This window comes from Nocardia sp. NPDC058114 (assembly GCF_042884695.1).
In the GTDB taxonomy this organism is placed as follows: Bacteria; Actinomycetota; Actinomycetes; order Mycobacteriales; family Mycobacteriaceae; genus Nocardia.
This window is the reverse complement of record NZ_JBHVTK010000001.1, coordinates 230038-256118: the sequence shown is the minus strand read 5'-3', so window position 1 is coordinate 256118 and position 26081 is coordinate 230038. Positions and strand designations below refer to the sequence as shown.

The following is a 26081-nucleotide window of genomic DNA, read 5'->3' as shown; positions in this document are numbered from 1 at the left end:
CCCACATCAAGTGGGACAGCGCGATTCGTGCGATGAACTCAGCCGCGAACCTTGGCGGTGACCGCGCTGACGGCGTCTTCGGCCGGGATCTCCTCGGCTTCGCCGGTGAAGCGGTTGCGCAGCTCCACCTTGCCCTCGGCCCAGCCGCGGCCGATGACCAGGATCCAGGGCATGCCGAGCAGTTCGGCGTCCTTGAACTTCACGCCGGGTGAGGCGGTGCGGTCGTCGAAGAGGACCTCGAGGCCCTCGGCGTCCAGGCCCGCGACGACGTGTTCGGCGCCGTCGCGGGCGGCGGCGTCCTTGTTGGCGATGACGACGTGCACGTCGTACGGGGCGACCTCGGCGGGCCAGCGCAGGCCCTTCTCGTCGTGCTGCTGTTCGGCGATCACCGCGACCATGCGGGAGACACCGATGCCGTAGGAACCCATGGTGAGGCGCACCGGCTTGCCGTTCTCGCCGAGCACGTCGACATCGAAGGCGTCGGTGTACTTACGGCCGAGCTGGAAGATGTGACCGATCTCGATGCCACGGGCGGACACCAGCGGGCCCGCGCCGTCGGGCGAGGGATCGCCGTCGCGGACCTCGGCGGCCTCGATGGTGCCGTCGGGGGTGAAGTCGCGGCCGGCGACCAGGCCGACAACGTGCTTGCCCGCCACGTCGGCACCGGTGATCCAGGCGGTGCCGTCGACGACGCGGGGGTCGACGAGGTAACGAACACCGTTGGCGGCCAGGCCCTTCGGGCCGATGTAGCCCTTCACCAGGAACGGGTTGGCGGCGAAGTCGGCCTCGGTGAGCAGTTCCACCTCGGCGGGTTCGACGGCGGCGCCCAGACGCTTGTCGTCGACCTCGCGGTCACCGGGGACGCCGATGCCGAGGATCTCGGTCTTGCCGTCGGGGTGGCGCAGCTTCACCATCACGTTCTTCAACGTGTCGGCGGCGGTCACCGTGCGGTCGAGGACCTTCGCCTCGTTGGCCCAGTCGACCAGCGTCGCGATGGTGGGGGTGTTCGGGGTGTCGTATTCGACCGCGGCGGCCTGGCCCTCGATGGGCAGCGGCGCAGGCGCGGGCGTGACCACGGCTTCCACGTTCGCCGCGTAGCCGGACTCGACGCAGCGCACGTAGGTGTCCTCACCGACGGGGCTGGCGGCGAGGAACTCCTCGGACGCGCTGCCGCCCATGGCGCCGGAGGTGGCGGCCACGATCACGTACTCGACGTCGAGCCGGTCGAAGATGGCCTGGTAGGCCTTGCGGTGGGTGGCGTAGCTGTTGGTGAGACCGTCGTCGTCGATGTCGAAGGAGTAGGAGTCCTTCATCACGAACTCGCGCCCGCGCAGGATGCCCGCGCGGGGACGTTCCTCGTCGCGGTACTTGGTCTGGATCTGGTAGAGCGTGACCGGCAGATCCTTGTAGGAGTTGTACTCACCCTTGACGGTGAGCGCGAACAACTCCTCGTGGGTGGGCCCGAGCAGGTAGTCGCCGCCCTTGCGGTCCTTGAGCCGGAACAGTCCTGGCCCGTACTCGGTCCACCGGTTGGTGGTCTCGTAGGGCTCGCGCGGCAGGAGCGCGGGCAGCGAGATCTCCTGGGCGCCGGTGGCGTCCATCTCCTGGCGCACCACGTCCTCGATCTTGCGCAGCGTGCGCAGACCGAGCGGCAGCCACGAGTACACGCCGGGGGCGACCCGGCGGACGTAGCCGGCGCGAACGAGCAGTTTGTGGCTGGGCACCTCGGCGTCGGCGGGATCGTCTCGCAGGGTGCGCAGGAACAGGCGGGAGAGGCGGGTGATCACGGATGCACAGGGTAGTCCCTGGTCCGCGCGGGGCGACAGCCGATTACCACCTGGGCGCCCGCAGGCCCCCGAAAACCGGTTCCGACAAAAGAGCGCATACCAGGTTACCCACTACAAATCTATTTCAATCATCAGATAACAACCTGATAACGTAACCGCATCTGACAATTCTTACGTGACTAGATTTTCTCTATAAGTCAATTACGCACTTACAACAGAAAATTGGCGGCGGTGACGCTGCCCTTGCGAGAGGTCACAATGGCTGAGACGAAATCCATGTCGAAGCGCTGTACAGCGGTGTTCACCGGAGCCGCGTTGGTGGCCGCGGCCCTCGCCGGATGCACCAAGACCGAGACCACCGAGAGCGGTCAGCTCCTGCAGTCGCTGAAGGACAAGGGCACGATCACCGTGGGTTTCGCCGGTGAGGCGCCCTATTCGTTCGAAGAGGGAGGCCAGCTCACCGGTGCCACGGTGGCCCTGCACAAGGAGATCTTCGCCAACCTCGGCATCAAGACCGTCGACGGTGTGCAGACCGAGTTCGGCGCACTGATCCCCGGTCTGCAGGCCAATCGCTTCGACGCGGTCAGCGCCGGGATGTCGATCTTGCCGAAACGCTGTGAACAGGCATCTTTCAGCGAACCGGAATTCATGTACACCACCGCGCTGATGGTGAAACCCGGTAATCCGATGAATTTGACGGATATGCAGTCGATCAAGGCCGGTGGCGCGAAGATGGCCGCGATGACCGGCGCCATCGAATCCGATTACGCCAGCTCGCTGGGCATCGACGCCACCCAGGTCGGCACCCCGCAGGACGGCATGGACGCGGTCACCTCCGGGCGCGCCGACGTGTTCGCACTCACCGCGATCTCGCTGAACTGGCTCAAGAGCCACACCCCCAACGCCGCGGTCGACGTGACACCGTCGTTCGTGGCCGTCATCGACGGCAAACCGCAGGTCGGCGCCGGTGGCACCGTGTTCCGCACCACCGATCCCGATCTGCTCGCCGCCTACAACGCCGAGCTGGCCAAGATCACCGGCGACAAGGACAAGTACTTGTCGATCGTCGGGAAATTCGGGTTCACCGAGCGCGAGCTGCCCGATCCGAAGTACACGACGGCCGCGCTGTGCAAGGGCGAAATCTGATCCACGCATGAGCAATGTCGATGCGGTCCGCGATGCCCTGCCCTCGTTGTGGCAGGGCATCGCGGTCACGCTGGAGCTGACCATCGGCGGCGCGCTGCTCGCGTTCGCCCTCGCCCTCGCCCTCGGCACCACCGCCCGCGTGCGCAATCCCGCGGCACGCGGCAGTGCCAGGGTCATGATCGAATTCTTCCGCGGCACCTCACTGCTGGTGCAGATCTTCTGGTTGTTCTATGTACTGCCGTTGCTTGGCTACAAGCTCGACCCGCTGTTCTGCGGCATCCTGGCGCTCGGCCTCAACTACGGCGCCTACGGCGCCGAGGTGGTGCGCGGCGCGCTCAACGCGGTGCCGCGCGCGCAGTTCGAGGCGGCGGTCGCGCTGAACTTCAGTCCGTGGCAAAGGATGCGCAGGGTGCTGTTCCCGCAAGCATGGGCGCTGATGCTGCCCTCGCTGACCAATCTGCTGGTCCACCTGCTCAAAGGCACCGCCGTGGCGTCCTACATCACCCTGCACGACCTGACCTACGAGATCGGTGACCTGCGCAAGACCACCAGCGACACGCTGTTCTCCTTCGGTGTCGGCCTGGTCATCTACTTCGTCCTGGGCTACCTGCTCACCCTGGGCATGAACCTGCTCGAAACCCGCGCCAAGACCAAGCTGGGTCGCGGCGCGTCGCTCAAGGAGGTCCTCAGCCTGGCGCCCGACGACACGAAGGTGGCGCCATGAGAGCCGAATGGAGTTGGGAGCGCGCCCGCGAGGCGCTGCCGGTGCTGTGGGACGGCTTCCAGATCACACTGCTGGCCACGGTGCTCGGCTTCGCCCTGGCCGCGGTGCTCGGGCTGGCGATCGCGATCATCCGTCGCACGATGCCGCGCCCGATCGCCGCGCCGGTGCACGCGGTGAGCGAGTTCGTCCGGCTCACCCCGCTGGTCGTGCAGCTGCTGTTCGCCTACACACTGTTCACGCAGTTCTCGGCGTTGCAGATCGGCATCGTGGTGCTGGGCATCCACTATTCGAGTTACCTGGCCGAGGTGTACCGGGCCGGGATCGAGGCGGTGCCGAAGGGACAGTGGGAGGCAGCGCGCGCCCTGTCGTTGCCGCCTGCCCGCACCTGGGGTGCGGTGGTGCTGCCGCAGGCGATCCGGGCGAGCCTGCCCGCGCTCGGCACCAACGCCGTCTCGATGTTCAAGGACACACCGTTCCTGTTCGCCATCTCGGTCGTCGAATTGGTGACCGCCGCACAGCAATTCGGGGCACGCAATTTCGCGTACCTGGAGTCGATCACGATGGCCGGGGTGTTCTTCCTCGTCGCCAGCTACCCGACGTCTGTGCTGATCAGAAGACTGGAGAAGCGACTTGCCTACTACTGACGAGATGATCCGATTCGATCAGGTGGTCAAACGCTTCGGCGACCTCACCGTGCTCGATCACCTCGATTTCAGCGTGCGCCGCGGGGAGAAGGTCACCCTGATCGGGCCGTCGGGGTCGGGCAAGACCACCATTCTGCGGCTGCTGATGACCCTGGAGACGATCAGCGACGGCGTGATCTGGGTCGACGGTGAACCACTCACCCACACCGAGCGCGGCGGAAAGCTGGTGCCCGCCAAGGAGAAACACCTGCGCGCGGTGCGGACCAAGATCGGCATGGTGTTCCAGCAGTTCAATCTGTTCCCGAACATGACGGTGCTGGAGAACATCACCGAGGCGCCGATCCATGTGCTCGGCAAGTCGAAAGACGCAGCGCGCGAACGTGCCCGCCATCTGCTCGACGTCGTCGGCCTGTCGGACAAGGCCGGCGCGCATCCCTCGCAGCTGTCGGGCGGGCAGCAACAGCGGGTCGCGATCGCCCGGTGCTGCGCGATGGATCCGAAGGTCATGCTGCTCGACGAGGTGACGTCGGCCTTGGATCCGGAACTGGTCGGCGACGTCCTCGACGTGCTGCGCACCATCGCCGAAACCACCGACATCACCATGCTGATCGTCACCCACGAGATGCGTTTCGCGCGCGAGGTCTCGGATCGGGTCCTGATGTTCGACTCCGGTCGCATCGTCGAACAGGGCCCGCCGGAGCAGATCTTCGAAGCACCGACCAACGAGCGCACGCGCAAGTTCCTCGAAGCCGTGCGCTGAACCACGCGGACAGCGGATCGGGGCGGGTCCAGCAAGGCCGCTGACCGCCGGACGACCGGTCCGCGGCGGGGCGGGGCGCGGTGGTGGTTGCGGCGACGATTACCGTTGTCGATCGTGCTGGTGCTGCTGCCTCCCTCCGAAACCAAGTCCGACGGCGGATCGGGCGTGCCGCTGGAACTCGCCGATCTCGCGATGCCGCAGCTCAGCGCGATTCGCGACAAGTTGATCACCGAGGTCGTCCAGCTGGCGGCCGACCCCGCTGCCTCGGCCGCGGTGCTCGGCCTGGGTAAAGGCGCCGACGCGGAGATCGCCCGCAACGCGAGCCTGCGCACGTCGGCGACCCGCCCCGCCCTCGAGCGCTACACCGGGGTCCTCTACGACGCCTTGGACGCGAAGTCGTTCACCACGGTGCAGCGGGCCAAGGCATTCGCCCGCCTGGGGATCGGATCGGCCCTGTTCGGCGCAGTTCGCGCGGCCGACCCCATCCCCGCCTACCGCCTCTCCGGCGGCACCAAACTGCCAGGGCTGCCGACACTTTCGGCCCTCTGGCGCGACGTGCTGCCCGACGCTCTCTACGCGGAGGCCGCGGGCGAGCTCGTCATCGACCTGCGGTCGGGTACCTACCAGCAACTCGGCCGAGTCCCCGGCGCCATCACCGCCAATGTGCTCACCGAGCACCCGGACGGCTCACGCACGGTGGTCAGCCACTTCAACAAACATCACAAGGGTCTGCTCGCCCGCGCGTTGGTCCTCACCCGCGCCGACCCCACCGACATCCGCGCCGTTGCCCGGGTAGCCACCAAGGCAGGCCTGCGCGCCGAAATCGCCTCCCCCACCGAACTTCTGATCATCACTCGGTGACGGGCGCCATCAGCTGGATGAGGTTGCCGCAGGTGTCGTCGAACACCGCGGTGGCGAACGCGCCCATCGGGGCGGGGGCCTGCGTGAAGAAGACATCGCGGTCGAGCAGGCGGCGGTATTCGGCGTCGAGATCGTCGACGGTGAAGACGATGACGGGGATACCTTCGGCGCTCAGTGCCGTTTTGTAGGCCTTGGCGGCCGGATGCTGGTCGGGCTCGAGCAGCAGCTGGATGCCGTCGACATCGGCGGGTGAGACGAGGGTGAGCCAGTCGAATTCGCCGAGCGAGACCTTGTCTTTGACCTGGAAGCCGAGCACGTCCGTGTAGAAGGCCTCGGCCTTGGCCTGGTCGTCGACGAAAACGCTGGTCACTCCGATGCGGATCATGTGTCCTCCTGAGGGATGGGCCAACGCACCGAAATCGCCTGTAGCGGCGTGAAATCGGCGTGATGGAACTTGTATCGGCCTTGCCGGCGGGTATGGACGAGACCGACTTCCTCGAGCACGCCCAGGTGCTGGGTGATCGCCTGACGTGACGAGCTGATGCCGTGCTTGTTCACGAGGCGGGCGCACAATTCGAACAGGGTTTGCCCGTCGCGATCAGCCAGTTCGTCGAGCAGCGCGCGTCGTGTCGAATCCGCCAACGCGGTGAAGATATCGGTCACTCCGCACGCTCCGTTCACTCCCCTCGAACCATAGGCAAGTGTGCGCTTGCCTGTCAAGCGCCGCACCCCGCCCGCCAACCTCGCGCCGCCTCCACCAACCGGGCGCGAACCACGTCGACGTGCGGTCGCGACGGTGCGCCGATCCGGCGGGCCAGGAAGCCGGTGTTGATCGGCGGGTCGGCGGGATCGAGCAGCGTGACCAGCGTTCCGTCGGCCCGTTCCCGGCCGCACAGGTAGTGCGGAAGCACGCTGATCCCCGCCCCCGAGGTGACAGCGGCCAGTACCGCGCGCAGATCGCCGACGATCAGGGCGGGCTCGGTTTCCAGGCGGGTCTCGAAGACATGGCGCCAGTAGCGACGCAGGATCGGCAGATCGGCGGCGTAGCTGACGAGCGGGATGCCGTCGAGCGCGATCGGGCCCTCGGCCCGCAGACGGTCGGCGTCGATCCGGTCGGCGATCGACGGGGCTGCGACGAGCAGGAATTCCTCGTCGACGAGCGGTTCCGCCAGCACGGTCCGACCGCGTGGGCGGGTGGTGGCGAAGACCAGGTCCAGCGCCCCCGAATGCAATCGAGCGAGCAACTCGTCGGTCAGGCCGGTACTGACCGTGAGCCGCACACCGTCGGCGACCAACGGCGACAACGCGGGCACGATCTTGGCGGCGAGCATCTCCGCCGGTCCACCGAGCAGCACCGGCGGCTCGGGCGGGGCCGCCCGGGCGGTCGCCGCACCGCTGACGACCGCCTCCAGCTCCTCGAGTGGACCGCCCACCCGCGCCGCGAGCTCGTGACCGGCGGCGGTCGGCGTCACCCCGCGAGGCAGGCGTTCGAACAGCGGCCTGCCGAGGTGCCGTTCGAGCGCCTGGATCTGCGTGGTCACGGTCGGCTGGGACAGCCCGACCTGGGCGGCGCCCGCGGTGAGCGAGCCGGTGCGGAACACGGCAAGGAAGGTCCGCAGCTGCACCAGATCCATCGACCCATCGGCTGACCTATGTCTCATATAGGCAATCCTATTGGTCAGGAGATGCCATCAACCCTAGCGTTGTTCCCATGGCACACATCCTCTTCGTTCTCACCGGCACTGATCATTGGACACTGGCCGACGGCACCGAACATCCCACCGGCTACTGGGCCGAGGAATTCACGGCGCCCTATGCGGCCTTCACCGCCGCGGGCCACACCGTTACCGTGGCGACCCCGGACGGCGTTGTCGCGACCGTCGACCAGGCCAGCCTGGCCCCCGAGGTCAACGGTGGCGCCGACGGTGCGGCGGCGGTCGCCGAAATCCTGTCCGGCGCCGACGCATTGCGGAATCCGCTCGCTCTCGACAAGGTCGACCTCGCCGACTACGACGCCGTCTTCTACCCCGGCGGACACGGACCGATGCAAGATCTCGCCGTCGACCCGGTCTCGGGCACGCTGCTCGTCAACGCCCTTGCCTCCGGCAAACCGCTCGGCATCGTCTGCCACGCCCCCGCCGCGCTACTCGCCACCGCCGAGTCGGGCAACTCCCCCTTCGCGGGCTACCGCCTCACCGCGTTCAGCAATGCCGAGGAAACCCAGGCGGGCTTCGCCGACAAGGCGAAGTGGCTGCTCCAGGATCGCCTGGTCGCACTCGGTGCCGACTACCGCGAAGGCGACCCGTGGGCCCCGCACATCGAGGTGGACCGCAATCTCTACACCGGCCAGAACCCCGCCTCCGCGGGCCCGCTGGCCGCCGAAATGCTCACCGCCCTCTGACAGACAGCGCCGTATCGACCGGCTGCGGCCGTCGACGACCGGTGCCGCCTTGGCCGGTAACCCGGGACCACCGGAGCCACCGAGACAGGGGCAGTCGGCCGGTCAGCCGATCTCCGCGGTGAGTTCGGCGAGTTCCGCGGCGAGGTTGGCGCGGGCGATCGCCTCGTACCGGTCGTGGGCGAGGTCGGTGCGGAAAAGGCGAGGCTGGTCGGCCAGATTGCGCAGCACCGAGGCGCGCCCGGCCCGGAACAGATCGTCGGGCACGTGGGCGTATTCGGCGCGGATCGCGGTGGTGTAGGCGGCGTATTCCTGCGGACTACCGCCGAGCACAACGAGGTCGGCATCACAGAGCACCGCGCCGTTCGCGTCACCGGGCTGTGGACGGTGCCCACGGGTCACAACCACGAGCCGCACTACCTCCTCGACCAATTCCGGTGCGGCACCGAGTGATTCGAGGATGTCACGGCCCAGGTCGGCGCTGCGCTCCTCGTTGTCGGCCCGGGCGACGGCGTAGATCGCGTCGTGGAAGAACGCCGCGTAGCGCACGGCGTCGATATCGGTTGCGGCATCGGCCAATTCGTCGATGGCCGCGAGCATCACCGCCAGGTGCGTGCCGGTGTGGTAGCGGCGGTGCGGTTCGCTGTAGCGCCCCACTACTCCGGCACCGATCTGTTCGGCCCCGATCCCGGCCAATGCGATCCACCGGTCCATCAGGTTCTGTGACAACGCACTCATACACCAAGTTTCGTCGTCGGTACCGACACCCACAACCCCCCGAAACTGGTCGTCCGGCCGGTCGCGGCCGGCCGGACGACGCTCAGCGCTCAGACCTCGGCGGCGGCGAGGGCCGCACGCACCTCCTCGGCGCCCGCGGGCTTCGAGGCGGGCGGCCAGTTATCGTCGGCGGCATAGGGGCGTACGTAAACCGGGGTATCCCGTTGGGAGCGGCGGCTTTCGGCGAGGGACCCACCGTCGACCACGTCATAGCCGATGGCGTCGATGAGGTCGGTGGCGAGCTTCTTGGCGTCGGGGTCGTCGCCGAACACGGGCAGGGCAGACCGGTCCGCGGCACCGACCGGGCGCGCGAGTTCGGCGAGGTTGGCGTAGGCGATGTTGTTGAACGCCTTGACCACCTTCGATTCCGGCAGGTGGCGTTGCAGCAGTTCGCTGGTGGTGGTCTGGTCGGCGTCGAGTTCGGGGAAGGCGCCGTCGCGGTCGGGATAGTAGTTGTTGGTGTCGAACACGACCTTGCCCGCGAGCGGTGCGACCGGTACGTCCCGATACGCCTTCAACGGCACCGTGACCACCACATAGTCGCCCGCTTCGGCCGCTTCGGCCGGGGTACCCGCCCGAGCCCGCGGACCCAGCTCGGCGACCAGATCCGCCAGGGTCTGCGGTCCGCGTGAGTTGCTGAGCACCACGTCATAACCCGCGTCCACCGCCAGCCGCGCGACGGTGGATCCGATATGTCCGCTACCGATCAATCCGAGTGTCGTCATGCGCAGCACAACCGCCACCACCGCATGGTTGTTCCCGCGTACCGCGGCCGTTGTCACCGCGCCCACCGCCGGATAGCGTGGGGCGATGGTGTCGTCGGCTCATCTGGTCTCGTTCGCGGGTTTGGCGTTTCTGCTGGTGATCGTGCCCGGACCCAGCGTCTTGTTCACGATCGGCCGGGCACTCACCGTCGGGCGACGATCGGCGCTGATGACCGTGCTGGGCAATGCGGTCGGGGTGTACGGCCAAGTCGTGGCAGTCGCGTTCGGGTTGGGCGCGGTGGTGGCGGCGTCGGCGGCGGTGTTCACCGCGATCAAACTGGTCGGCGCCGCCTATCTGGTCTATCTCGGCGTGCAGGCGATTCGCCATCGTGACGCGCTACGGACCGCCTTTCACGCCGAGCAGGACGTGGCCGCGCACAGTCCGATGGCGGCGTTGCGCGACGGCGTGATCGTCGGGGCCGCCAACCCGAAGACCATCGTCTTCCTGGCGGCGCTGCTGCCACAGTTCGTGGATACCACGCACGGTGCGGTCCCTCGGCAGATGTTGATCCTCGGGCTCTGCATCCCCGTGTTCGGCCTGATCTTCGACTCGCTCTGGGCGTTCGCGGCCGGGTCGGCACGGTCCTGGTTCGCGCGGTCGCCACGCCGTCTCGCCGCCATCGGCGGTACCAGTGGCCTGGTGATGATCGGGCTCGGCACGTCACTCGCTCTCACCGGTCGCAAAGACTGAACCACAACCGTCAGGATCTTCGATGAAGAGCTTGCTGCTCACCGGCGCTGTGGCGCTGATGGTCTCGGTGTCGACGCACGCGATGGCACAGGCCGAGGTGGGGCCGGGCGCCACCTACGTCGCGCTCGGTGATTCCGGGGCAGCCACCACCGGTGCGGTCGATCTCGACGTGACGGCTCCGCTGCGCTGTGTGCGGTCCACCGCCAACGCGCCGAAGCTGGTCGCCGAAAAACTCGGGCTGGCGCTGGACGACCGGACCTGCAGCTCGGCGAAGATCCCGGATCTGTACGGGTCGCAAGGCGCCGGGATCGACCCCCAGTTCGACGCACTCGGTCCCGCCACCCGGATCGTCACCCTGCACATGGGCGCCAACGACGCCGGCATGACCGAGTTCATCCTCGGCCACTGTCACGCCGGAGCACTCAGCGGTGGTTGTGCCGCCGAGGCAGATCCGGAGTGGGACAACAGGATAGACGCGATCGCGCCCGCCTACGCCGCCGCGCTGGCCGACATCACCCGGCGCGCACCCGAGGCGACCGTTTTCGTCGACGGGTGGCCCACCTATCTCACGAACACCAGTTGCCCGGCCATGCTCGGCCTGCTTCCCGCCGACGCCGCCTACATCCAGTCCAAGTTCGAACGCCTCAACACCGTCGTCGCGCGGGCGGCCGCCGACCACGGCGCCGTGTACATCGATACCGTCACCGCCTCCCGCGAATTCGGGATGTGTGCCGACCCCGGCGTCCGCTGGTTCGATCCGATTCTCGCCGATCAGACCCTGCTCCCCTATCACCCCACCCTCGCGGGCCAACGGGGCGTCGCGGACCTGATCGTCGCCGCCGTCGAGTCGACCGGAGTCCTTTCCCGCTGACCCCTGCGGTCTAGAGCTTCGCGCCACCCGCGGTGAGGTCGCGCACGAGCAGCGCGGCGTGCAGGGAGGTGCGCGATTCACCGTCGTCGAGGTCGACGGCGAGGACGCGTTCGATGCGGGCGAGACGGTCGTAGAGGGTGGGCCGGCTGATCGCGAGCGCCTTGGCGAGCTCGGTCTTGTTGCCCGCCAGGTCGAGGAAGCGGCGCAGCGTACCGGTGAGGTCGGCGGTGTGGCGGATGTCGTAGCGCAGCAGTGCCCCGAGTTCGGCCTCGGCGAAACTCTGCACGCCGGGCTCGTCGCGGATCAGCGACAGCAGACCGCGCAGACGAATATCCGCGCTGCGGAAGAACGCGCGATTCGCCGCCGCGGTCATCGACAGGGCTACCTCGGCGACACCCGCGGCATGCGCGAGCCTGCCCGCGGTGTCGAGGAGGGAATCGGAGTCGGCGCCGACGCCGACGACCGCACGACGCACGTTGTCGACCCGGCCGACCTCGGCCAGCACCGCCGAACACACCGTCGCCAGCCGACCGTCGACGTCGCCGCCCCGCGGCACCGCGAGGATCGCGGTGACCTGCTCCCCATCGGAGCCACCGCGGGTTCGCCGATGTTCCGCCGCGCTGAGCGCCGACGCGTCGACCAGGCCGAGCGCATGCGTCACCGCTTCGACGATGGCCTCGCTGCGTCGTTGCGCCGCCACCGGATCCGGTGCCGGCTCGGTATCGATCTCGATCGCCAGCGGCACATAACGAGCCCGGCGGTGCAGACCGAGGGCGGCCGCGCGCGCCTGCGCGTCGCGCTCGTCGATCACCCGGCCCTCCACCAAATCGGCGATCAGGCCGGTCTGGGCCTGGCGGTGCAAGCCGAAACGGTCCTTGTCGATCATCCGGTGCAGGGTGATGGTCTGCGCGGCGCGCTCGAGGACCATGCCCACCCGCGCGGTGTGGGCATGGTCGGTGCGCAGGATCAGCCTGCCCCAGCGCTGTGTGTGCGGTCCGACGCCGACCACACCGGACCCGTCGGGCAGCATCCGCGACACCGATTCCCAATCATCGAGCAGCGCGGCCGAACTGGTGTGGCGGGCGGTAGCCGCCAGCACCCGATGCGACAGGTCTTCCAGCACCACCGACGCGTCGAGCATGCTCGCGGCCGTGTGCACGATCTCGGCGAGCGCGGCGCGGCGCACGCTCAGCTCGGTGAAGGTCTCGTGCACGGTGCGCGCGAATTCGAGTTCGGCGTATTGGTCGGCGACGATCGCCCGATGGACGGCTTCGGTGATCTCCACGAAGCGGGTCACCCGGTGCAGCACGATCACCGGCAACCCGAGTTCGGCGGCCGTGGCGGCAACGACGGGACCCAGCTCGCTCACGTAGCTGCCCAGCTCCACGACCAGTCCCGCGACGCCGGCGGCGGACAGCGATCTCAGGTAGACGATCCGCGCCTGCTCGGGAGCGGCGAGCGCCTGCCCGGTGGTCAGGATCAACTCCGAGCCGACCAGGAGGTCGGCCACCTCGGCCTGGTCGCTGACATGCACCCAGCGCACCGCCCGGTCCAGGTTCGCGGCACAGACGACCTCGGGTTGCCCGGCCTGCATCACCGGCGTCGCGAGCACATCGGCCACGGTCATCAGCATTGACGAATCGTAATATGAATGCCGCGATTGTGTACATATCGTCGGCCCGCCGACGGCTCAGGATGGACCAGGGTGGAAGCACCACACCACCGGCGAAACGAGGCATTCATGCAGTCCATCGGGCACTGGATCGACGGCAAATCGGTCAGCGGCAGCAGCGAGACCACCGCGCCGGTGACCAATCCCGCCACCGGCGCCGTCACCGGGGAGCTGGCGCTGGCCAATGTGGCCGACACCCGCGCCGCGATCGACGCCGCGACGATGGCCTTCGCCTCCTGGCGTGACGCCTCGCTCACCCGCCGCACCCAGGTGCTGTTCCGCTTCCGCGAACTCCTGGCCGAGCGGAAGACCGAACTGGCCGCGGTGATCACCGCCGAACACGGCAAGGTGGCCGCCGACGCGCTCGGCGAGGTGACCCGTGGGCTCGAAGTCGTCGAATTCGCCTGTGGTGTCCCGCATCTGCTCAAAGGCGGCTTCACCGAGAACGCCTCGACCGATGTCGACATCTACTCGATCCGGCAGCCGCTGGGTCCGGTCGCGATCATCGCACCGTTCAACTTCCCCGCCATGGTGCCGATGTGGTTCTTCCCGCTGGCGATCGGCGCGGGCAACACGGTGGTGCTCAAGCCGAGCGAGAAGGACCCGTCGGCGGCGCTGTGGCTGGCGCGACTGTGGCAGGAGGCAGGCCTGCCCGACGGTGTGTTCAATGTCGTGCAGGGCGACAAGGTCGCCGTCGACGAGCTCCTGGACAACCCGGCCGTCAAGGCCGTCTCGTTCGTCGGCTCGACCCCGATCGCCAAGTACGTGTACCAGCGCGGCACCGCGGCGGGCAAGCGGGTGCAGGCGCTCGGCGGCGCGAAGAACCACATGGTGGTACTGCCCGACGCCGATCTCGACCTGGCCGCCGATGCCGCCGTGAACGCCGGTTTCGGGTCGGCGGGTGAGCGGTGCATGGCGATCAGCGTGGTCGTCGCCGTCGGCGGGGTGGCCGACGATCTGGTCACCAAGATCAGTGCACGAGCCGCGAACATCGTCACCGGTGACGGCACCGGTGGCGCCGAGATGGGCCCGCTGATCACCCGGGCGCACCGCGACCGGGTGGCCGAGTACATCGACGCGGGCGAGACGGCCGGTGCCCGGGTGGTGCTCGACGGGCGCAATCTCACCGTCGACGGCGCACCGGACGGATTCTGGCTGGGCCCCACGATTCTCGACGAGGTCACCCCGACCATGAGCGTCTACACCGACGAGATCTTCGGCCCGGTGCTGTCGGTCGTGCGGGTCGGCACCTATGAGGAGGCGGTGGCGCTGATCAACGCGAACCGCTACGGCAACGGCACCGCCATCTTCACCAACGACGGCGGCGCGGGACGACGGTTCCAGCACGAGGTGGAGGTGGGTATGGTCGGCATCAACGTCCCGATCCCCGTGCCGATGGCCTATTTCAGCTTCGGCGGCTGGAAGAATTCCCTGTTCGGTGACTCGCACGCGCACGGCACCGACGGCGTGCACTTCTTCACCCGCACCAAAGCGGTCACCACCCGCTGGCTCGACCCGAGCCACGGTGGGCTGGAACTCGGTTTCCCACAGAACAAGTGACTTCAGGAGACTTCGCCATGACGCTTTCCGAAGAGGCCGCTCGCGCCTACGAGCTCGACTGCCGCCACGTCTTCCATTCCTGGTCCGCACAGGCGACTCTCACGCCGACGGTGCTCACCGCCGCCGAGGGGTGCTACGTGTGGGACGGCGAGGGCAACCGCCTGCTCGACTTCTCCTCGATGATGGTGAACACCAATATCGGTCACCAGCATCCGAAGGTCGTGGCCGCGATCCAGGAGCAGGCGGCCAAGCTGTGCACTGTCGCACCCTCGTTCGTCAACGATGCCCGCTCGGAAGCGGCCCGCCTGATCAGCGAACGCACGCCCGGTGACCTCGACACGATCTTCTTCACCAACGGCGGCGCCGACGCCGTCGAGCACGCCGTCCGGATGGCGCGACTGCACACCGGCCGCTACAAGGTGCTCTCGCGCTACCGCTCCTACCACGGCGGCACCGAGACCGCGGTGAACCTCACCGGCGACCCGCGCCGCTGGCCCAACGACCACGGCAACACCGGCACCGTGCACTTCTTCGGCCCGTTCCTGTATCGCTCGGAGTTCCACGCCACCGACGAGGCGCAGGAAACCGAACGCGCGCTGGCGCATCTGGAACGCACCATCGAGATGGAGGGTCCGGCCACCATCGCCGCGGTCGTCCTGGAGTCGGTCCCGGGCACCGCGGGCATCATGGTGCCGACCACGGAGTACATGCGTGGAGTGCGCGCGCTGTGCGACAAGCACGGCATCGTCTTCATCGCCGACGAGGTGATGGCAGGCTTCGGCCGGACCGGAAAGTGGTTCGCCATCGACAATTTCGATGTCGTGCCCGATCTGATCACCTTCGCCAAGGGCGTGAACTCCGGGTATGTCCCGCTCGGCGGCGTGGCGATCAACGCGGCCATCGCGGCGACCTTCGCCCACCGCCCGTATCCCGGCGGGCTCACCTATTCCGGTCATCCGCTGGCCACCGCCGCTGCCGTCGCGACGATCAACGCGATGGCCGAGGAAGGCATTGTCGAGAACGCCGCCGACATCGGCGCGCAGGTCATCGGGCCCGGCCTTCGTGAACTGGCGCAACGGCATCCGAGCATCGGCGAAGTCCGCGGGCTCGGTGTCTTCTGGGCCGTCGAGCTGGTCCGGAACCGGGCCACCCGCGAGCCACTGGCCCCCTACGGCGGCACCAGCCCCGCGATGAACGAACTGGTGGCCGCCTGCCGCGCAGGCGGGATGCTGCCGTTCGTCAATTTCAACCGCTTGCACGTGGTCCCGCCGTGCGTGATCACCGAGGCCGAGGCCAAGGAGGGGCTCGCCATCCTCGACCAAGCCCTCACCGTCGCCGACGCGCACACCGTCGCTACCCCTTGATCCAGTCGATCGCGATGGCGACGACGGCGGCGTTGAAGAAGAAACTCAGCACACTGTGGGCAGTGACGCGCCGGCGCATCGACCGGTGCACCACCTTCACATCCGATACCGCGAACGACGTACCGATGGTGAACGAGAAGTACACGAACTCCGACAGCTGCGGCACCGGGCACTCCGGGAAACGCAGTCCCCCGTCGGCGAACTGGGCCCGCGCGTAGATCTGCGCGAACGCGGTGTGCAGGAGCAACCACGACATCAGCACCGTCGCCGCCGCGACGGCATTGTCGGCATCGCTGTCGCGGGCACCGATCATGATCATCCCGGCCGCCAGCCCGGCGCCACTGGCCACCACCGCGAAAGTGGTGGTGTACCAACGTGGACCGATCCAGTCGATGGAGTCGTCGGGCAGGTCGCGGCGCAACAGCAGCCAGCCCGACGCGACATAGGCGACGGCCAGCAGATCCCAGACCAGCAGCAGGCCGATCCCGCCGGTTGTCCACGAGAAGAGCGACAACCAGACCACACCGAGGACGGTCAGCCCGAGCTCCAGTACCCACACCAGCGTGCGACTCATGGCCGCAACGTCTACCACGCCCCCGCGTGGACACACCGACACCGCGCCCGGCGGCGGCGTTTCCGCGCCGCGCGACTGGTCGACGCGCTCCGGCTACTTGTGACCACCGATCGAATCCTGACCGGAATTCCCCGGCCGGGCAATGCGTTGTCCAAGAGCGTGACCGATACCGCAGTGCTTTCCGATGAACTGAAGTCGTACCTCGACGAGGAGAAGGTCTACGCGACCGTCGCCACCGTCGGGCCCAACGGGCATCCGCATCTGACCGTGGTCTGGATCAAACGCGAGGGCGACGAACTGCTGTTCTCCACCACCGTCTCACGGCAGCAGGCCAAGAATCTCGTGCGTGACCCGCGGATCACCGTGATGGTGAACCCGCCGGAGCGGCCGTTCCTGTACGCCGAGGTACGCGGAACCGCCACCACCACACCGGATCCCGAGCGGGCGCTGCCGGACGAGATGTCGCTCAAATACACCGGCAAGCCGTATCGCGAGTTCAACCCGGCCTCGGTGGACGACGCCGAACGCGTCGTCATCCGCGTCACCCCCACCAAGGTCGCCGGACGCTTCTGACCAGCGGGCCCGGCGGAGTCAGCTCCGCTGGGCCTCTTCCTGCGCGTGCTGCGCCTGCACCAGCTGTTGCGGGGTGTAGCGCACGGTCAGCGCGACGAGCGCGGCGACGGCGGCGATGATCGCGCAGATGAACAGCACCAGGGTGTAGCCGCTGTTGAGCGCGTCGATCTCGGCGGGCGTCGTGTTCGCGCCGGGGGTATCGCTGCCGCCGAGCGACAGCGTGCGTGACGCCGCGATCGGGCTGAGCAGACCGATGGCGATCGGTGTCGCCAGGCTCATGAACATCTGGCCGACCGCCGAGAGCGGGCCGATGTTCGACGGCGGAACCCCGACCAGCACGCAGAGCGGAGCGAGCACGATCGCCATCCCGACGCCGAAGCCGATCACCAGCAGCAGGGCCAGCAGCGTCGGCAGGTACTGCACGTGCCGGTCCAGCGTCGACCCGAAGAACAGGCCGACGGCGAGCACCACACCCGCGGTGGCGAGCAACCAGCGCGGCGCGATCACCAACGCGGCCTTGGAGGCCACGGCACCGCCGACACCGATGCCGATGGTGAACGGGATCGAGGCGACACCGGCCAGCAGCGGGCTGTAGCCGAGCACGTTCTGCAGCAGCTGGGCGACGAAGAATGTCATCGCGCCGAGCACCGCACCGGCCAGGAAGATCAGAACGAAGGTGGCGACCCGGTCGCGGCTGTCGAACAGCGACCACGGCAGCAGCGGATCGGATTCGCGTCGCTCGGCGAAAACGAAGATCACCAGCAGGACGAAACCGCCGATCAGCGAACCGAGGATCAGCGGGCTCGTCCAGCCCATCGCCGGGCCCTCGGTGGCACCGAACACGATCGTCGCGCAGGCCAGGGTGCCCAGGATCGCGCCCTTGATGTCGAGCGGAGTGCGGTGGTGTTCGGTGTCGGTGAGCTTGTAGACCGCGCCGAGCACGATGAGCGCGCCGATCGGGACGTTGATCAGGAAGATCCAGCGCCACCCGACCTCGGTCAGCGCACCGCCGACGATGAGACCACCGACCGATCCGATGCCCGCCATCGAGCCCACGATCGCGATCGCCTGGTTCCTGGCCGGCCCGGGTGCGAAGGTGGTCGCGACCAGTGCGAACGCGGTCGGTGCCGCGATGGCGGCGCCCGCGCCCTGGAAGGCGCGCGAGATCAGCAGCATCGCCTCACCGGTGGCCAGACCACACGCCAGCGAGGCGGCGGTGAACAGGCCGACACCGTAGATCAGCATGCGTTTGCGGCCGAACGCGTCGCCGAGCCTGCCACCGAGCAGCATCAACCCCGCGAAGGTGAGCCCGTAGGCGGTCACCGTCCACGCACTGCCCGAACTGGACAGCCCCATGTCCTGCTGCAGGCGCGGCAGGGCGAAGATCACGACGGTGCCGTCGAGCACCACCATGAACTGCAGACCGCTCAGCACGAGGATGGCCAGGCCGAACGCCCGCTGCTTCACCGGATACTGCATCGTCGCAGCGGGTTTATCGAGCACAGTGAGGCAGTGTAATTGGCGCACCGGCAACGAGTGGGCGCGCCGTCGGTGAAGCTAGTCGAGGCCGAACCCGGCCGTGGGGCCGATGACGATGATCGCGGGCGGGCGGATGCCCTCTTCCTTGACCCGGTCGGCGACCGTGGCGAGGTCGGCGCGCACCACCCGCTGCGTGCGCAGCGTGCCTTCCTGGATGACCGCGGCCGGGGTATCGCTCGGGCGACCACCGGCGAGCAGGGCCGCGGCGAACTTGTCGATCCGCTCGACCGCCATCATCAGCACGATGGTGCCGCGCAGCTTGGCCAGTGCCGACCAGTCGACGAGCGAATCGGGATGTTCGGGGGCCACGTGTCCGCTCACGACCACGAACTCGTGGGTGACCCCGCGATGGGTCACCGGGATGCCTGCCGCGCCGGGCACCGAGATCGGGCTCGTGACACCGGGCACCACCGTCACCGGGATGCCTGCCTCCGTGCACGCCTCGAGCTCCTCGTAACCGCGACCGAACACGTACGGATCGCCGCCCTTGAGCCGGACCACGAACTTGCCCGCTTTGAAGCCCTCGACGAGCGCGAGGTTGATCGCCTCCTGCGCCATCGACCGGCCGTAGGGGATCTTCGCGGCATCGATCACCTCGACGTGCGGGCCCAGTTCGGCGAGCAGTTCCGGCGGGGCGAGCCGGTCAGCGACGACCAGATCGGCGCGCGCGAGGAGCCTGCGACCACGCACGGTGATCAGGTCGGGATCGCCGGGACCGCCGCCGACGAGCGCGACGCCTGGAGTCACCGGTTCCGAATCATCGGTCACCACACCCGATTGCAGCGCTTCGAGGAGGCCGTTGCGCACCGCGGCCGAGCGGCGGTGCGCGCCACCGGCGAGTACGCCGAGGGAGAGTCCGTCGTAGCGAGCGGTCGCGGGCGTGACCGCGGTGCCGTCGCGCGCGATGTCGGCGCGGACGCAGAAGATGCGCTTGGCGGTGGCTTCGGCGACCACCGCGGCGTTGGTCTCCGGTTCGTCGGTGCAGGCCATCGCGTACCAGGCGCCGTCGAGATCGCCGTCGGCGTAAGCGCGCAGTTCGACCGTGAGTTGTCCCGCCGTAGCCATGCCCTCCACCGCCGGGGTGACCGCCCGGCTGATCACGTGCACCTCCGCACCCGAGGCCACGAGCAGGCCGAGTCGGCGCTGGGCGACGGTTCCGCCGCCGACCACCACTACTCTGCGTGCACGCAGATCGAGCCCGACCAGGTAGTTCGGGTCGCCTGCGGGCGGGGTCGATGCGGTGTCAGCGGTGTTCGGCACAGTGTCCCAGCCTAGTTCCTGGCTCGGTGCGGCCCGAACGCACCCGCCGACAGACTCGGCGCCGATCGACGATCTGTCCGTCGGCGGACCCGTCTTGACGGACGATCCGTCGGTTGTCCACGACACGGGACCCGACGAATGTTCAAGAATGGCTACGACCGAAGACAACGCGCCCGCCGCGGACTACACCGATCGCGTGATCGCGGTGGAGCCCGGCGGCAACGAAACCATCCCCGAATCCGCCCGGCACGGCAGTCCGCGCGGGCTGCTGTGGACGTGGACCTCGCCCAATCTCGAGTTCGCCACGATCTTCATCGGGGTGCTGTCGGTGACCGTCTTCGGCATGAGTTTCTGGCAGGCGGCGCTCGGGCTGGCGGTCGGTATCGGTCTCGGTGCCGGGGCGCACTACGTGTTGTCCGCGCGTGGTCCGGTGTACGGCGTACCGCAGATGGTGCTGGGCCGCACGGCTTTCGGGTACCGCGGGAACGCGCTGCCCGCCACGTTCATGGCGATCATGTGCGGTGTCGGCTGGTTCGCCACCAACAGTGTGTCGGGCGCGTTCGCGTTGAACACGCTGACCGGTCTGCCGAAGGTTCCGTCGCTGGTGCTGATCGTGGTGTTGCAGACCGGTTTCGCGGTCTTCGGGCACAACCTGGTGCAGGCCTTCGAGCGGTTCGTCTTCCCGTTGCTGGCGGTGGTTTTCGTGCTGGTGACCGTCGTGATCGTCAGCAAGGCCGAGCTGACCGGCGCCGCGCCCGCGGGCGGTGTGGGTGGGATCGCCGGATTCCTGCTCACCGTCGGCACCGCCTTCGGCTACGCGGGCGGCTGGAACCCGTACGCGGCGGACTACTCCCGCTACCTGCCGACCGCGGTGTCGAAGGTCGCGACCGGCGGATACGCGGCGACCGGGCTGTTCGTCTCCTGCCTGTGGTTGTCGGCACTCGGGGCCGCGTCGGCGACCATCGTGAGCACGGCGACCGGGAGCCCCACGGACGTGTTCACCGCCAATCTGCCCGGCGCACTGGCGAATCTGACGCTGCTGGCCATCACCCTCGGCGCGATCGCGGCGAACGCGCTCAATGTGTACTCGGGGGCGATGGCGTTCGTGACGATCGGGGTGAAGCTGCCGGTGCGCACCCAGCGGGCGCTCGTCTCGGCGGTGTTCGGCGTGGTCGGCTTCCTGGTGGCGTGGTGGGCGCTGCCCGACGCGGCGGCCGGCTACGAGGCGTTCTTGCTGATCGTGGCCTACTGGATCGGGCCGTGGCTCGGTGTCGTGTTCGCCGACCAGTACCTGCGCCGCGGCACCGACATCCGCCCACTGCTCTACGACCGCGCCTCCACCAACCTGGGTGGAGTCGTGGCCTTCGCGACCGGCCTGGTGGTGTCGGTGCTGTTGTTCTCCAACCAGGCGAAGTTCACCGGCTACCTGGTGCGGGAGTTCCCGAATCTGGGCGACATCACCGTCTTCGTCGGATTCGCGCTGGCGGGTGGGTTGTACCTCTTCCTCACCCGGGGACGTGTCAGCGCCGACCGGGCGGTGGTCGCGGCGTGAGGCCCGTCGAGCCGGCGGCCGACTCGGACCAGTCAGCGGCCGGATGACCGGCTTCCCGCCCCGTGCTCGCGATCCGCGTCAGTTCGACACCCGGTGCGCGCTGAGCGCCAGCAGCAAGGTGGGGGTGAGTTCCGGTGCGGCGGGATCGAAGCCGAGAAGCGCTTTGATCCGGTCCAGGCGTTGGTAGAGCGATTGCCTGCCGATGTGGAGGGCGGCGGCGCATCGGGTGGCGCTGCCACCGTGACGCAGGAACGCTTCGAGCGTGGGGGTGAGAGCGCTGTGATGGGCGGTGTCCCAGGCGATCAGCGGAGCGAGAGTTGTCTCGACGAGGCGGGCTCGGTCGGCGGCGGGCAGCGCGTCGACCAGCAGATCACCGGCCAGTGCGCGCCGGGTGGTGACGGGGCCGCTCTGCCCGGCGCGGTCGCGGCGCTGACGGACGGCCAGTCGTAGTGCCGGGCCTGTCGCAATGAGTGCGGCGGACAGACTCGCCGCTGTCGACTCCGCCGGGTCACCGACCACCAGGGTGACGCCATCGATGCTGTTGGTGGCACACGCTTTTCGCATCAGGTCCGCGACCTCGGCGACGGGATCGGTCGCCGCGGGGTCGGGTGCGAGCACCCCGTACACCGTCGCGTGCACCTCACCGATCACCCCGGGGCGCCCGAGTTCCTTGACCGCGCTGTCGAGCAGCCTGGCGGCGATCCGCGTGTCCGGCGCGTCGACCGCCACCGGGACCAGACGTAGCCCGGCCGTCGCACCGGCACCGGCCGCGGCCAGCCGCGCACGGAGGTCGGCGGGGCGGATCTGCTTGTCCGCCAGCAGATCCGCGAGCAACCGGGTGGCCACCCGGCGCGGCCGGCCGCTGGGGCCGGCGGATCGCGCGAGCGCCGGTCCCAGCACGGCGGCGGCACGGTCGAGGACTTCACCCAGCGTCGTCGGATCCAGCGGTGAACCGGGACCGGCGGTGAGAGTGCCCCAGAAACTGTCGCGCACCGTGATCTTCGCGGTAGCTCCGGCGGATTCCACGGCGGCCCAGGCAGATCGATCATCGTCGACCCCGTGCGCCGCGACCAACGCGCCACTGCCCGCGGTGAGCACCACCGGGCACCCGGTCACCGCGCCGACCTTCGACAGCAGCCGCGCCGGGCCGTGCCCGGCACCGAGCTCGACCAGCAGCTCGCGGGTCAACCCGTCGACCACCCGCCGCATCCCCACTTCGCGCGAGACGATCACCGTGTTGGCCGCGCGGCACAGGTCGATGAACGGCACCACACTGCGCAGGGCGATCAGCGGCAGCCCGGCCCGCGAGGCCTCCGCGACCATGTCCGGCGGGACGGTGTCGAACGTGCGGCCCAGCTCGACCGCCACCCCGGCTACCGCACGATCGGCGATCTCGCGCAGGTAGTGACGCCGGGTTCCGGCATCGACGCCCGCCAACCCCAGCCCCGTCGTCAGCAGCAGCTCACCGCCCGAGAGCAGTGGGCTGATCTCGAAGATCTCGCTGGAGTGCACCCACCGCACAGCCCGGTCCAGCGACGAGCGCCCCGACAGGACCAGCGGGTCGGCCGCCAGGAACTGGTCGGCGAGCAGTTGTCGGACGGTGGGCAACATGCGGTCATCCTGTCATCGATCGACCGCACGGGTATGGACGAAATGTACGTTGCCGACCGGGCGAGCAGGCAGGACAGTGGAGTCCATGACACCGCCGGACGCACTCCTGGACGTGGCCTACGACGAAGCCCTGCGCGGGCTGGCCGAAGGGGGTGTCCCCATCGGTGCGGCCCTGTTCGACGCCGACGGCACTCTGCTGGGCCGCGGCCACAACCGCCGCGTACAGAACGACGATCCGAGTGTGCACGCCGAAACCGACGCCTTCCGCGCCGCGGGCCGACGCCGCGACTACGGGCCGACGATCATGGTCACCACGCTGTCCCCGTGCTGGTACTGCAGCGGCCTGGTACGCCAGTTCGGGATCGGCACCGTGATCATCGGCGAGGCGCGGACCTTCCACGGCGGCCACGACTGGCTGGCCGAACACGGGGTGACGGTGATCGTGCTGGACGACCCGCGCTGTGTGTCGCTGATGACCGACTTCATCGCCGAGCGCCCCGACCTGTGGTTCGAGGACATCGGCGTCGCGCCGACGAAGGAGACACCCGCATGAGCAGCATCGCCTCGGTCGATCTGGCCCGCTGGCGCACCGGCGGCGAGGTGGCCCGCACCGTGGAACGCGAGGTCGACGAAGGGCTGCGCCGGGCCGGCTTCCTCCTGGTGCACGGCCACGGCATCGACCCCGCGTTGCCCGCCGCGGTCCGGGCCGCCGCACGCCGGTTCTTCGCCCTGCCGGACGACGTGAAGCAGCGGTACGCGGTGGCCGTCGGCGGTCGTGGCTGGATCGGTCCCGGCCGCGAGGCCAACGGCTATGCCGAGGGCACCGAAACCCCGCCGGATCTGAAGGAGACCTTCGCCGTCGGCGCCGACACCGCGACCGGTGATCCGGCGATCGATCAGATGTGGTTCCTGCCGAATGTGTGGCCCGCGGAGGTCGTGGAGCTGCGCGCGCTGCTGACCGAGTACACCGCCGCCGTGCGCACGCTGTCCGACGAACTGCTCGCCCTGTTCGCCGCGGCCCTCGCGCTGCCGGTCAACCCGTTCGCCGACCTGGCCGCACGCCCGACCTGGACCTGCAATATCAACCACTATCCGCCGATGACCGACGTCGGTGAGCCGGAGCCCGGCCAGTTCCGGATCGGTCCGCATACCGACTTCGGCACGGTGACGGTGCTCGACCGAGAACCCGGTGCGGGCGGGTTACAGGTCTACACCGAGGCCGGTGGGTGGGCCGACGCTCCCTACGACCCGGCGGCGCTGACGGTGAACATCGGTGACCTGCTGGCCTATTGGAGCGGCGAGCGATGGCCGTCGGGTCGGCATCGGGTGCTGCCACCCCAGCCCGATGCCCCCGAGGAGGACCTGGTCTCGCTCATCTACTTCTACGAACTCGACCACGACGCGGTGGTGACTCCGCTGGCACCGCCGATCGGCCGGGTGGCGCAGGGACCGCCGGTGGTGTCGGCCGATTTCCTCCGTATCCGGTTGGATGCCATCACTATCGGCTGACGCACCGGGCGCGCGATCATTCGAAGTACGGCTGGTTCTGCACCCAGCGGAAGTCTGTGCTGCGCAACGGGAACCGCTCGAGGTCGAGGCGGTCGAGAGTGACCGTGGCGGGCCGACCGTCCAGTTCGCCACGCAATGTCAGCGTGTCGGCCGAGGGATGCTCGACGGTGAAGGTGGCGTAGGGCACCGGGGTTCCGTCGGCGCCGGTGGGTGCGGCGACGAGCGTCATCGTGGCGGCCGCCAGGTCGGTCGTGGCCGACACCGGCACCACCGAATCGTCCATCCGCTGGTATCCCGCCGAGCCCACGTCGATCACGAGGCGTTGCCAGCGCACCGGATCGGTGGCCAGCGGCGGGATCGGGGTCGCTTCGACGCTGAACTCGCGCACCTCCCAGATGCCGTACAGCTCGGGTTTCGGTGCACCGCCGCCGTATTCGCGCCAGCTCTGCATTCCCGCGTCGATCATGCCCGCCGTGATCCACAGTCCGACCACGACCTGCGCCACCGCCGCCCACCGGTTGGCCCGCGACGAGGAGAACAGCGGTGGCTGCACGGCCGGGCCCGAATCACGCTCCAGCACGAGGAAATTCGCGAGCCTGCGCGCCTGCGGGGCGAGCAGCACCAGCCCCATCAGCAGCAGGTGCCCGGCCAGCATCTTCACCGGCACGTCGAAAGTCAGATTGAGCAGGAACACCTGCGCCATGCTGATCACGCCCAGCATGGCGCCCACCGTCGCGGTGCGTGGCCAGAACAGCAGCAGACCGGCGAGTACTTCGGCTGCGCCCAAAGCGATCTCGTAGGCGGGTGACGATCCGACCTGGGTCCACAGCATCGCCATCGGCGTCAGATCACCGACCCGGGTGAGCAATGTGGTCAGCGCGGGTTCGGGCATCTGCGTCGGGATGAGCTTGGCGAATCCGTAGAACAGCATCTGTCCGCCCACACACAGCCGCAGCGCCGTGAGAAACCAGCTCAGCAGTCGCGGATACGCGAGCCTGCGCCGGTCGAGCACCGACCACACCAGGGTGATCAGCACCGCGACCACCAGCAGCAGACCGCACTGGATCCAGATCGCGGCCTGGTCGCCGCTGCCGTTCATCGCCAGCTCGGCCCCCACCCCGAACACGTGCTCACCGATCCAGCTACTCACCGGATCGAGGGCCATGATCTGCCAGAGCATGGCCTCCTCGGGCAACCGCAGCGCGAGCACACCCAGGAAGACGAAGGTGATCTGAGCCATCCACAGACAGAAAAGGCCCAGGTACGCCACACTGAACCGGAAGGCGAGCCGGGTGATCGGATGCCACATCGGTGGCGGTGAGGGCAGGCTCGCGATGTCGTCGCGCGCACGCTCAATGGTCCCTGTGGTCACCCACGCCTCCTCATCGAGTTCGGTTGTTACCGAAGCTAATCGGAAGATACGGTGGAGCGCGTCGGGGAAAAC

Annotated in this window: 26 protein-coding genes; 14 read left to right on the top strand and 12 right to left on the bottom strand. The window is 68.5% G+C overall.

What is annotated here, in order from left to right; translation table 11 throughout:
- Window positions 1–38: 38 nt before the first annotated feature.
- Window positions 39–1787, bottom strand: a complete 1749-nt coding sequence (locus ACFVVI_RS01210) for a proline--tRNA ligase (RefSeq protein WP_378992330.1) — start codon at window positions 1785–1787, stop codon at window positions 39–41.
- 276 nt (window positions 1788–2063) lie between these two features.
- Between ACFVVI_RS01210 and ehuB the strand changes: the two genes are divergently transcribed.
- The 5 genes from ehuB to yaaA all read left to right on the top strand — a co-directional run bounded on the left by ehuB (window position 2064) and on the right by yaaA (window position 5922).
- A complete protein-coding gene (gene ehuB, locus ACFVVI_RS01205) occupies window positions 2064–2933 on the top strand; it encodes an ectoine/hydroxyectoine ABC transporter substrate-binding protein EhuB (RefSeq protein WP_378992405.1) in 870 nt (289 codons plus the stop codon).
- 7 nt (window positions 2934–2940) lie between these two features.
- A complete protein-coding gene (ehuC, locus tag ACFVVI_RS01200) occupies window positions 2941–3657 on the top strand; it encodes an ectoine/hydroxyectoine ABC transporter permease subunit EhuC (protein WP_387442310.1) in 717 nt (238 codons plus the stop codon).
- The gene (ehuD, locus tag ACFVVI_RS01195) at window positions 3654–4301 is read left to right on the top strand and encodes an ectoine/hydroxyectoine ABC transporter permease subunit EhuD (protein ID WP_378992328.1); all 648 of its coding nucleotides are present in this window, start codon (window positions 3654–3656) and stop codon (window positions 4299–4301) included. Before ehuC ends, ehuD begins: the two co-directional genes overlap by 4 nt.
- Before the next feature lie 4 nt (window positions 4302–4305).
- Window positions 4306–5061: an ectoine/hydroxyectoine ABC transporter ATP-binding protein EhuA gene (gene ehuA / locus ACFVVI_RS01190; protein ID WP_378992326.1), complete on the top strand. Its 756-nt coding sequence runs from the start codon at window positions 4306–4308 to the stop codon at window positions 5059–5061.
- Between the two features lie 114 nt (window positions 5062–5175).
- Window positions 5176–5922 carry a peroxide stress protein YaaA gene (yaaA, locus tag ACFVVI_RS01185; RefSeq protein WP_387442306.1) on the top strand — a complete coding sequence of 249 codons (747 nt, stop codon included), beginning with the start codon at window positions 5176–5178 and terminating at the stop codon, window positions 5920–5922.
- Here yaaA and ACFVVI_RS01180 read toward each other — a convergent pair.
- From ACFVVI_RS01180 to ACFVVI_RS01170, 3 genes are read right to left on the bottom strand one after another with little or no spacing between them, the layout of a single operon-like run.
- Window positions 5912–6304 (bottom strand): VOC family protein, encoded by a 393-nt coding sequence (locus tag ACFVVI_RS01180; RefSeq protein WP_378992404.1) that lies wholly within the window; start codon window positions 6302–6304, stop codon window positions 5912–5914. The genes yaaA and ACFVVI_RS01180 overlap by 11 nt on opposite strands.
- On the bottom strand, window positions 6304–6585 hold the full coding sequence (locus ACFVVI_RS01175) for an ArsR/SmtB family transcription factor (protein ID WP_378992324.1): 282 nt from the start codon (window positions 6583–6585) through the stop codon (window positions 6304–6306). Before ACFVVI_RS01175 ends, ACFVVI_RS01180 begins: the two co-directional genes overlap by 1 nt.
- Before the next feature lie 53 nt (window positions 6586–6638).
- On the bottom strand, window positions 6639–7583 hold the full coding sequence (locus tag ACFVVI_RS01170) for a LysR family transcriptional regulator (RefSeq protein WP_387442303.1): 945 nt from the start codon (window positions 7581–7583) through the stop codon (window positions 6639–6641).
- A gap of 50 nt (window positions 7584–7633) precedes the next feature.
- Between ACFVVI_RS01170 and ACFVVI_RS01165 the strand changes: the two genes are divergently transcribed.
- Window positions 7634–8323 (top strand): type 1 glutamine amidotransferase domain-containing protein, encoded by a 690-nt coding sequence (locus ACFVVI_RS01165; protein ID WP_387442301.1) that lies wholly within the window; start codon window positions 7634–7636, stop codon window positions 8321–8323.
- 102 nt (window positions 8324–8425) lie between these two features.
- Here ACFVVI_RS01165 and ACFVVI_RS01160 read toward each other — a convergent pair whose 3' ends face one another.
- Complete coding sequence (locus tag ACFVVI_RS01160) at window positions 8426–9058, bottom strand: metal-dependent phosphohydrolase (protein WP_387442298.1); 633 nt, start codon at window positions 9056–9058, stop codon at window positions 8426–8428.
- Between the two features lie 89 nt (window positions 9059–9147).
- Complete coding sequence (locus ACFVVI_RS01155) at window positions 9148–9879, bottom strand: NADPH-dependent F420 reductase (RefSeq protein ID WP_387442295.1); 732 nt, start codon at window positions 9877–9879, stop codon at window positions 9148–9150.
- Between the two features lie 28 nt (window positions 9880–9907).
- On the opposite strand from ACFVVI_RS01155, the gene ACFVVI_RS01150 reads away from it, so the two are divergent.
- Both ACFVVI_RS01150 and ACFVVI_RS01145 read left to right on the top strand, forming a co-directional pair.
- Complete coding sequence (locus tag ACFVVI_RS01150; RefSeq protein WP_387442292.1) at window positions 9908–10552, top strand: LysE family translocator; 645 nt, start codon at window positions 9908–9910, stop codon at window positions 10550–10552.
- Between the two features lie 22 nt (window positions 10553–10574).
- A complete protein-coding gene (locus tag ACFVVI_RS01145) occupies window positions 10575–11423 on the top strand; it encodes an SGNH/GDSL hydrolase family protein (RefSeq protein ID WP_387442289.1) in 849 nt (282 codons plus the stop codon).
- 10 nt (window positions 11424–11433) lie between these two features.
- Here the strand turns inward: ACFVVI_RS01145 and ACFVVI_RS01140 are convergent, their stop codons facing one another.
- Window positions 11434–13056, bottom strand: a complete 1623-nt coding sequence (locus ACFVVI_RS01140; RefSeq protein WP_387442286.1) for a PucR family transcriptional regulator — start codon at window positions 13054–13056, stop codon at window positions 11434–11436.
- Window positions 13057–13164: 108 nt separating this feature from the next.
- Between ACFVVI_RS01140 and ACFVVI_RS01135 the strand changes: the two genes are divergently transcribed.
- Both ACFVVI_RS01135 and ACFVVI_RS01130 read left to right on the top strand, forming a co-directional pair.
- The gene (locus ACFVVI_RS01135; protein ID WP_378992310.1) at window positions 13165–14655 is read left to right on the top strand and encodes a CoA-acylating methylmalonate-semialdehyde dehydrogenase; all 1491 of its coding nucleotides are present in this window, start codon (window positions 13165–13167) and stop codon (window positions 14653–14655) included.
- A 17-nt stretch (window positions 14656–14672) separates the two neighbouring features.
- Window positions 14673–16019 carry an aspartate aminotransferase family protein gene (locus ACFVVI_RS01130; protein WP_387442283.1) on the top strand — a complete coding sequence of 449 codons (1347 nt, stop codon included), beginning with the start codon at window positions 14673–14675 and terminating at the stop codon, window positions 16017–16019.
- On the opposite strand, the gene ACFVVI_RS01125 is transcribed toward ACFVVI_RS01130, so the two are convergent.
- Complete coding sequence (locus ACFVVI_RS01125; protein WP_378992306.1) at window positions 16009–16593, bottom strand: DUF1345 domain-containing protein; 585 nt, start codon at window positions 16591–16593, stop codon at window positions 16009–16011. The genes ACFVVI_RS01130 and ACFVVI_RS01125 overlap by 11 nt on opposite strands.
- 99 nt (window positions 16594–16692) lie before the next feature.
- Here ACFVVI_RS01125 and ACFVVI_RS01120 point away from each other — a divergent pair, with 99 nt between their 5' ends.
- Window positions 16693–17166, top strand: coding sequence for a PPOX class F420-dependent oxidoreductase (locus ACFVVI_RS01120; RefSeq protein WP_378992304.1), 474 nt, complete (start codon window positions 16693–16695; stop codon window positions 17164–17166).
- 18 nt (window positions 17167–17184) lie between these two features.
- Here the strand turns inward: ACFVVI_RS01120 and ACFVVI_RS01115 are convergent, their stop codons facing one another.
- The gene (locus ACFVVI_RS01115) at window positions 17185–18645 is read right to left on the bottom strand and encodes an MFS transporter (RefSeq protein WP_378628251.1); all 1461 of its coding nucleotides are present in this window, start codon (window positions 18643–18645) and stop codon (window positions 17185–17187) included.
- Between the two features lie 78 nt (window positions 18646–18723).
- A complete protein-coding gene (gene cobA, locus ACFVVI_RS01110; RefSeq protein WP_378992303.1) occupies window positions 18724–19965 on the bottom strand; it encodes a uroporphyrinogen-III C-methyltransferase in 1242 nt (413 codons plus the stop codon).
- 148 nt (window positions 19966–20113) lie between these two features.
- Between cobA and ACFVVI_RS01105 the strand changes: the two genes are divergently transcribed.
- Complete coding sequence (locus ACFVVI_RS01105) at window positions 20114–21517, top strand: purine-cytosine permease family protein (protein ID WP_387442278.1); 1404 nt, start codon at window positions 20114–20116, stop codon at window positions 21515–21517.
- A gap of 78 nt (window positions 21518–21595) precedes the next feature.
- Here ACFVVI_RS01105 and ACFVVI_RS01100 read toward each other — a convergent pair whose 3' ends face one another.
- Window positions 21596–23128 carry a PucR family transcriptional regulator gene (locus ACFVVI_RS01100; RefSeq protein ID WP_387442275.1) on the bottom strand — a complete coding sequence of 511 codons (1533 nt, stop codon included), beginning with the start codon at window positions 23126–23128 and terminating at the stop codon, window positions 21596–21598.
- A gap of 85 nt (window positions 23129–23213) precedes the next feature.
- Between ACFVVI_RS01100 and ACFVVI_RS01095 the strand changes: the two genes are divergently transcribed.
- Complete coding sequence (locus ACFVVI_RS01095; RefSeq protein ID WP_378992299.1) at window positions 23214–23681, top strand: nucleoside deaminase; 468 nt, start codon at window positions 23214–23216, stop codon at window positions 23679–23681.
- Window positions 23678–24637, top strand: a complete 960-nt coding sequence (locus ACFVVI_RS01090; RefSeq protein ID WP_378992297.1) for an isopenicillin N synthase family dioxygenase — start codon at window positions 23678–23680, stop codon at window positions 24635–24637. Before ACFVVI_RS01095 ends, ACFVVI_RS01090 begins: the two co-directional genes overlap by 4 nt.
- A gap of 16 nt (window positions 24638–24653) precedes the next feature.
- Here the strand turns inward: ACFVVI_RS01090 and ACFVVI_RS01085 are convergent, their stop codons facing one another.
- The gene (locus ACFVVI_RS01085) at window positions 24654–26009 is read right to left on the bottom strand and encodes a DoxX family protein (protein ID WP_387442272.1); all 1356 of its coding nucleotides are present in this window, start codon (window positions 26007–26009) and stop codon (window positions 24654–24656) included.
- Window positions 26010–26081: the final 72 nt, after the last annotated feature.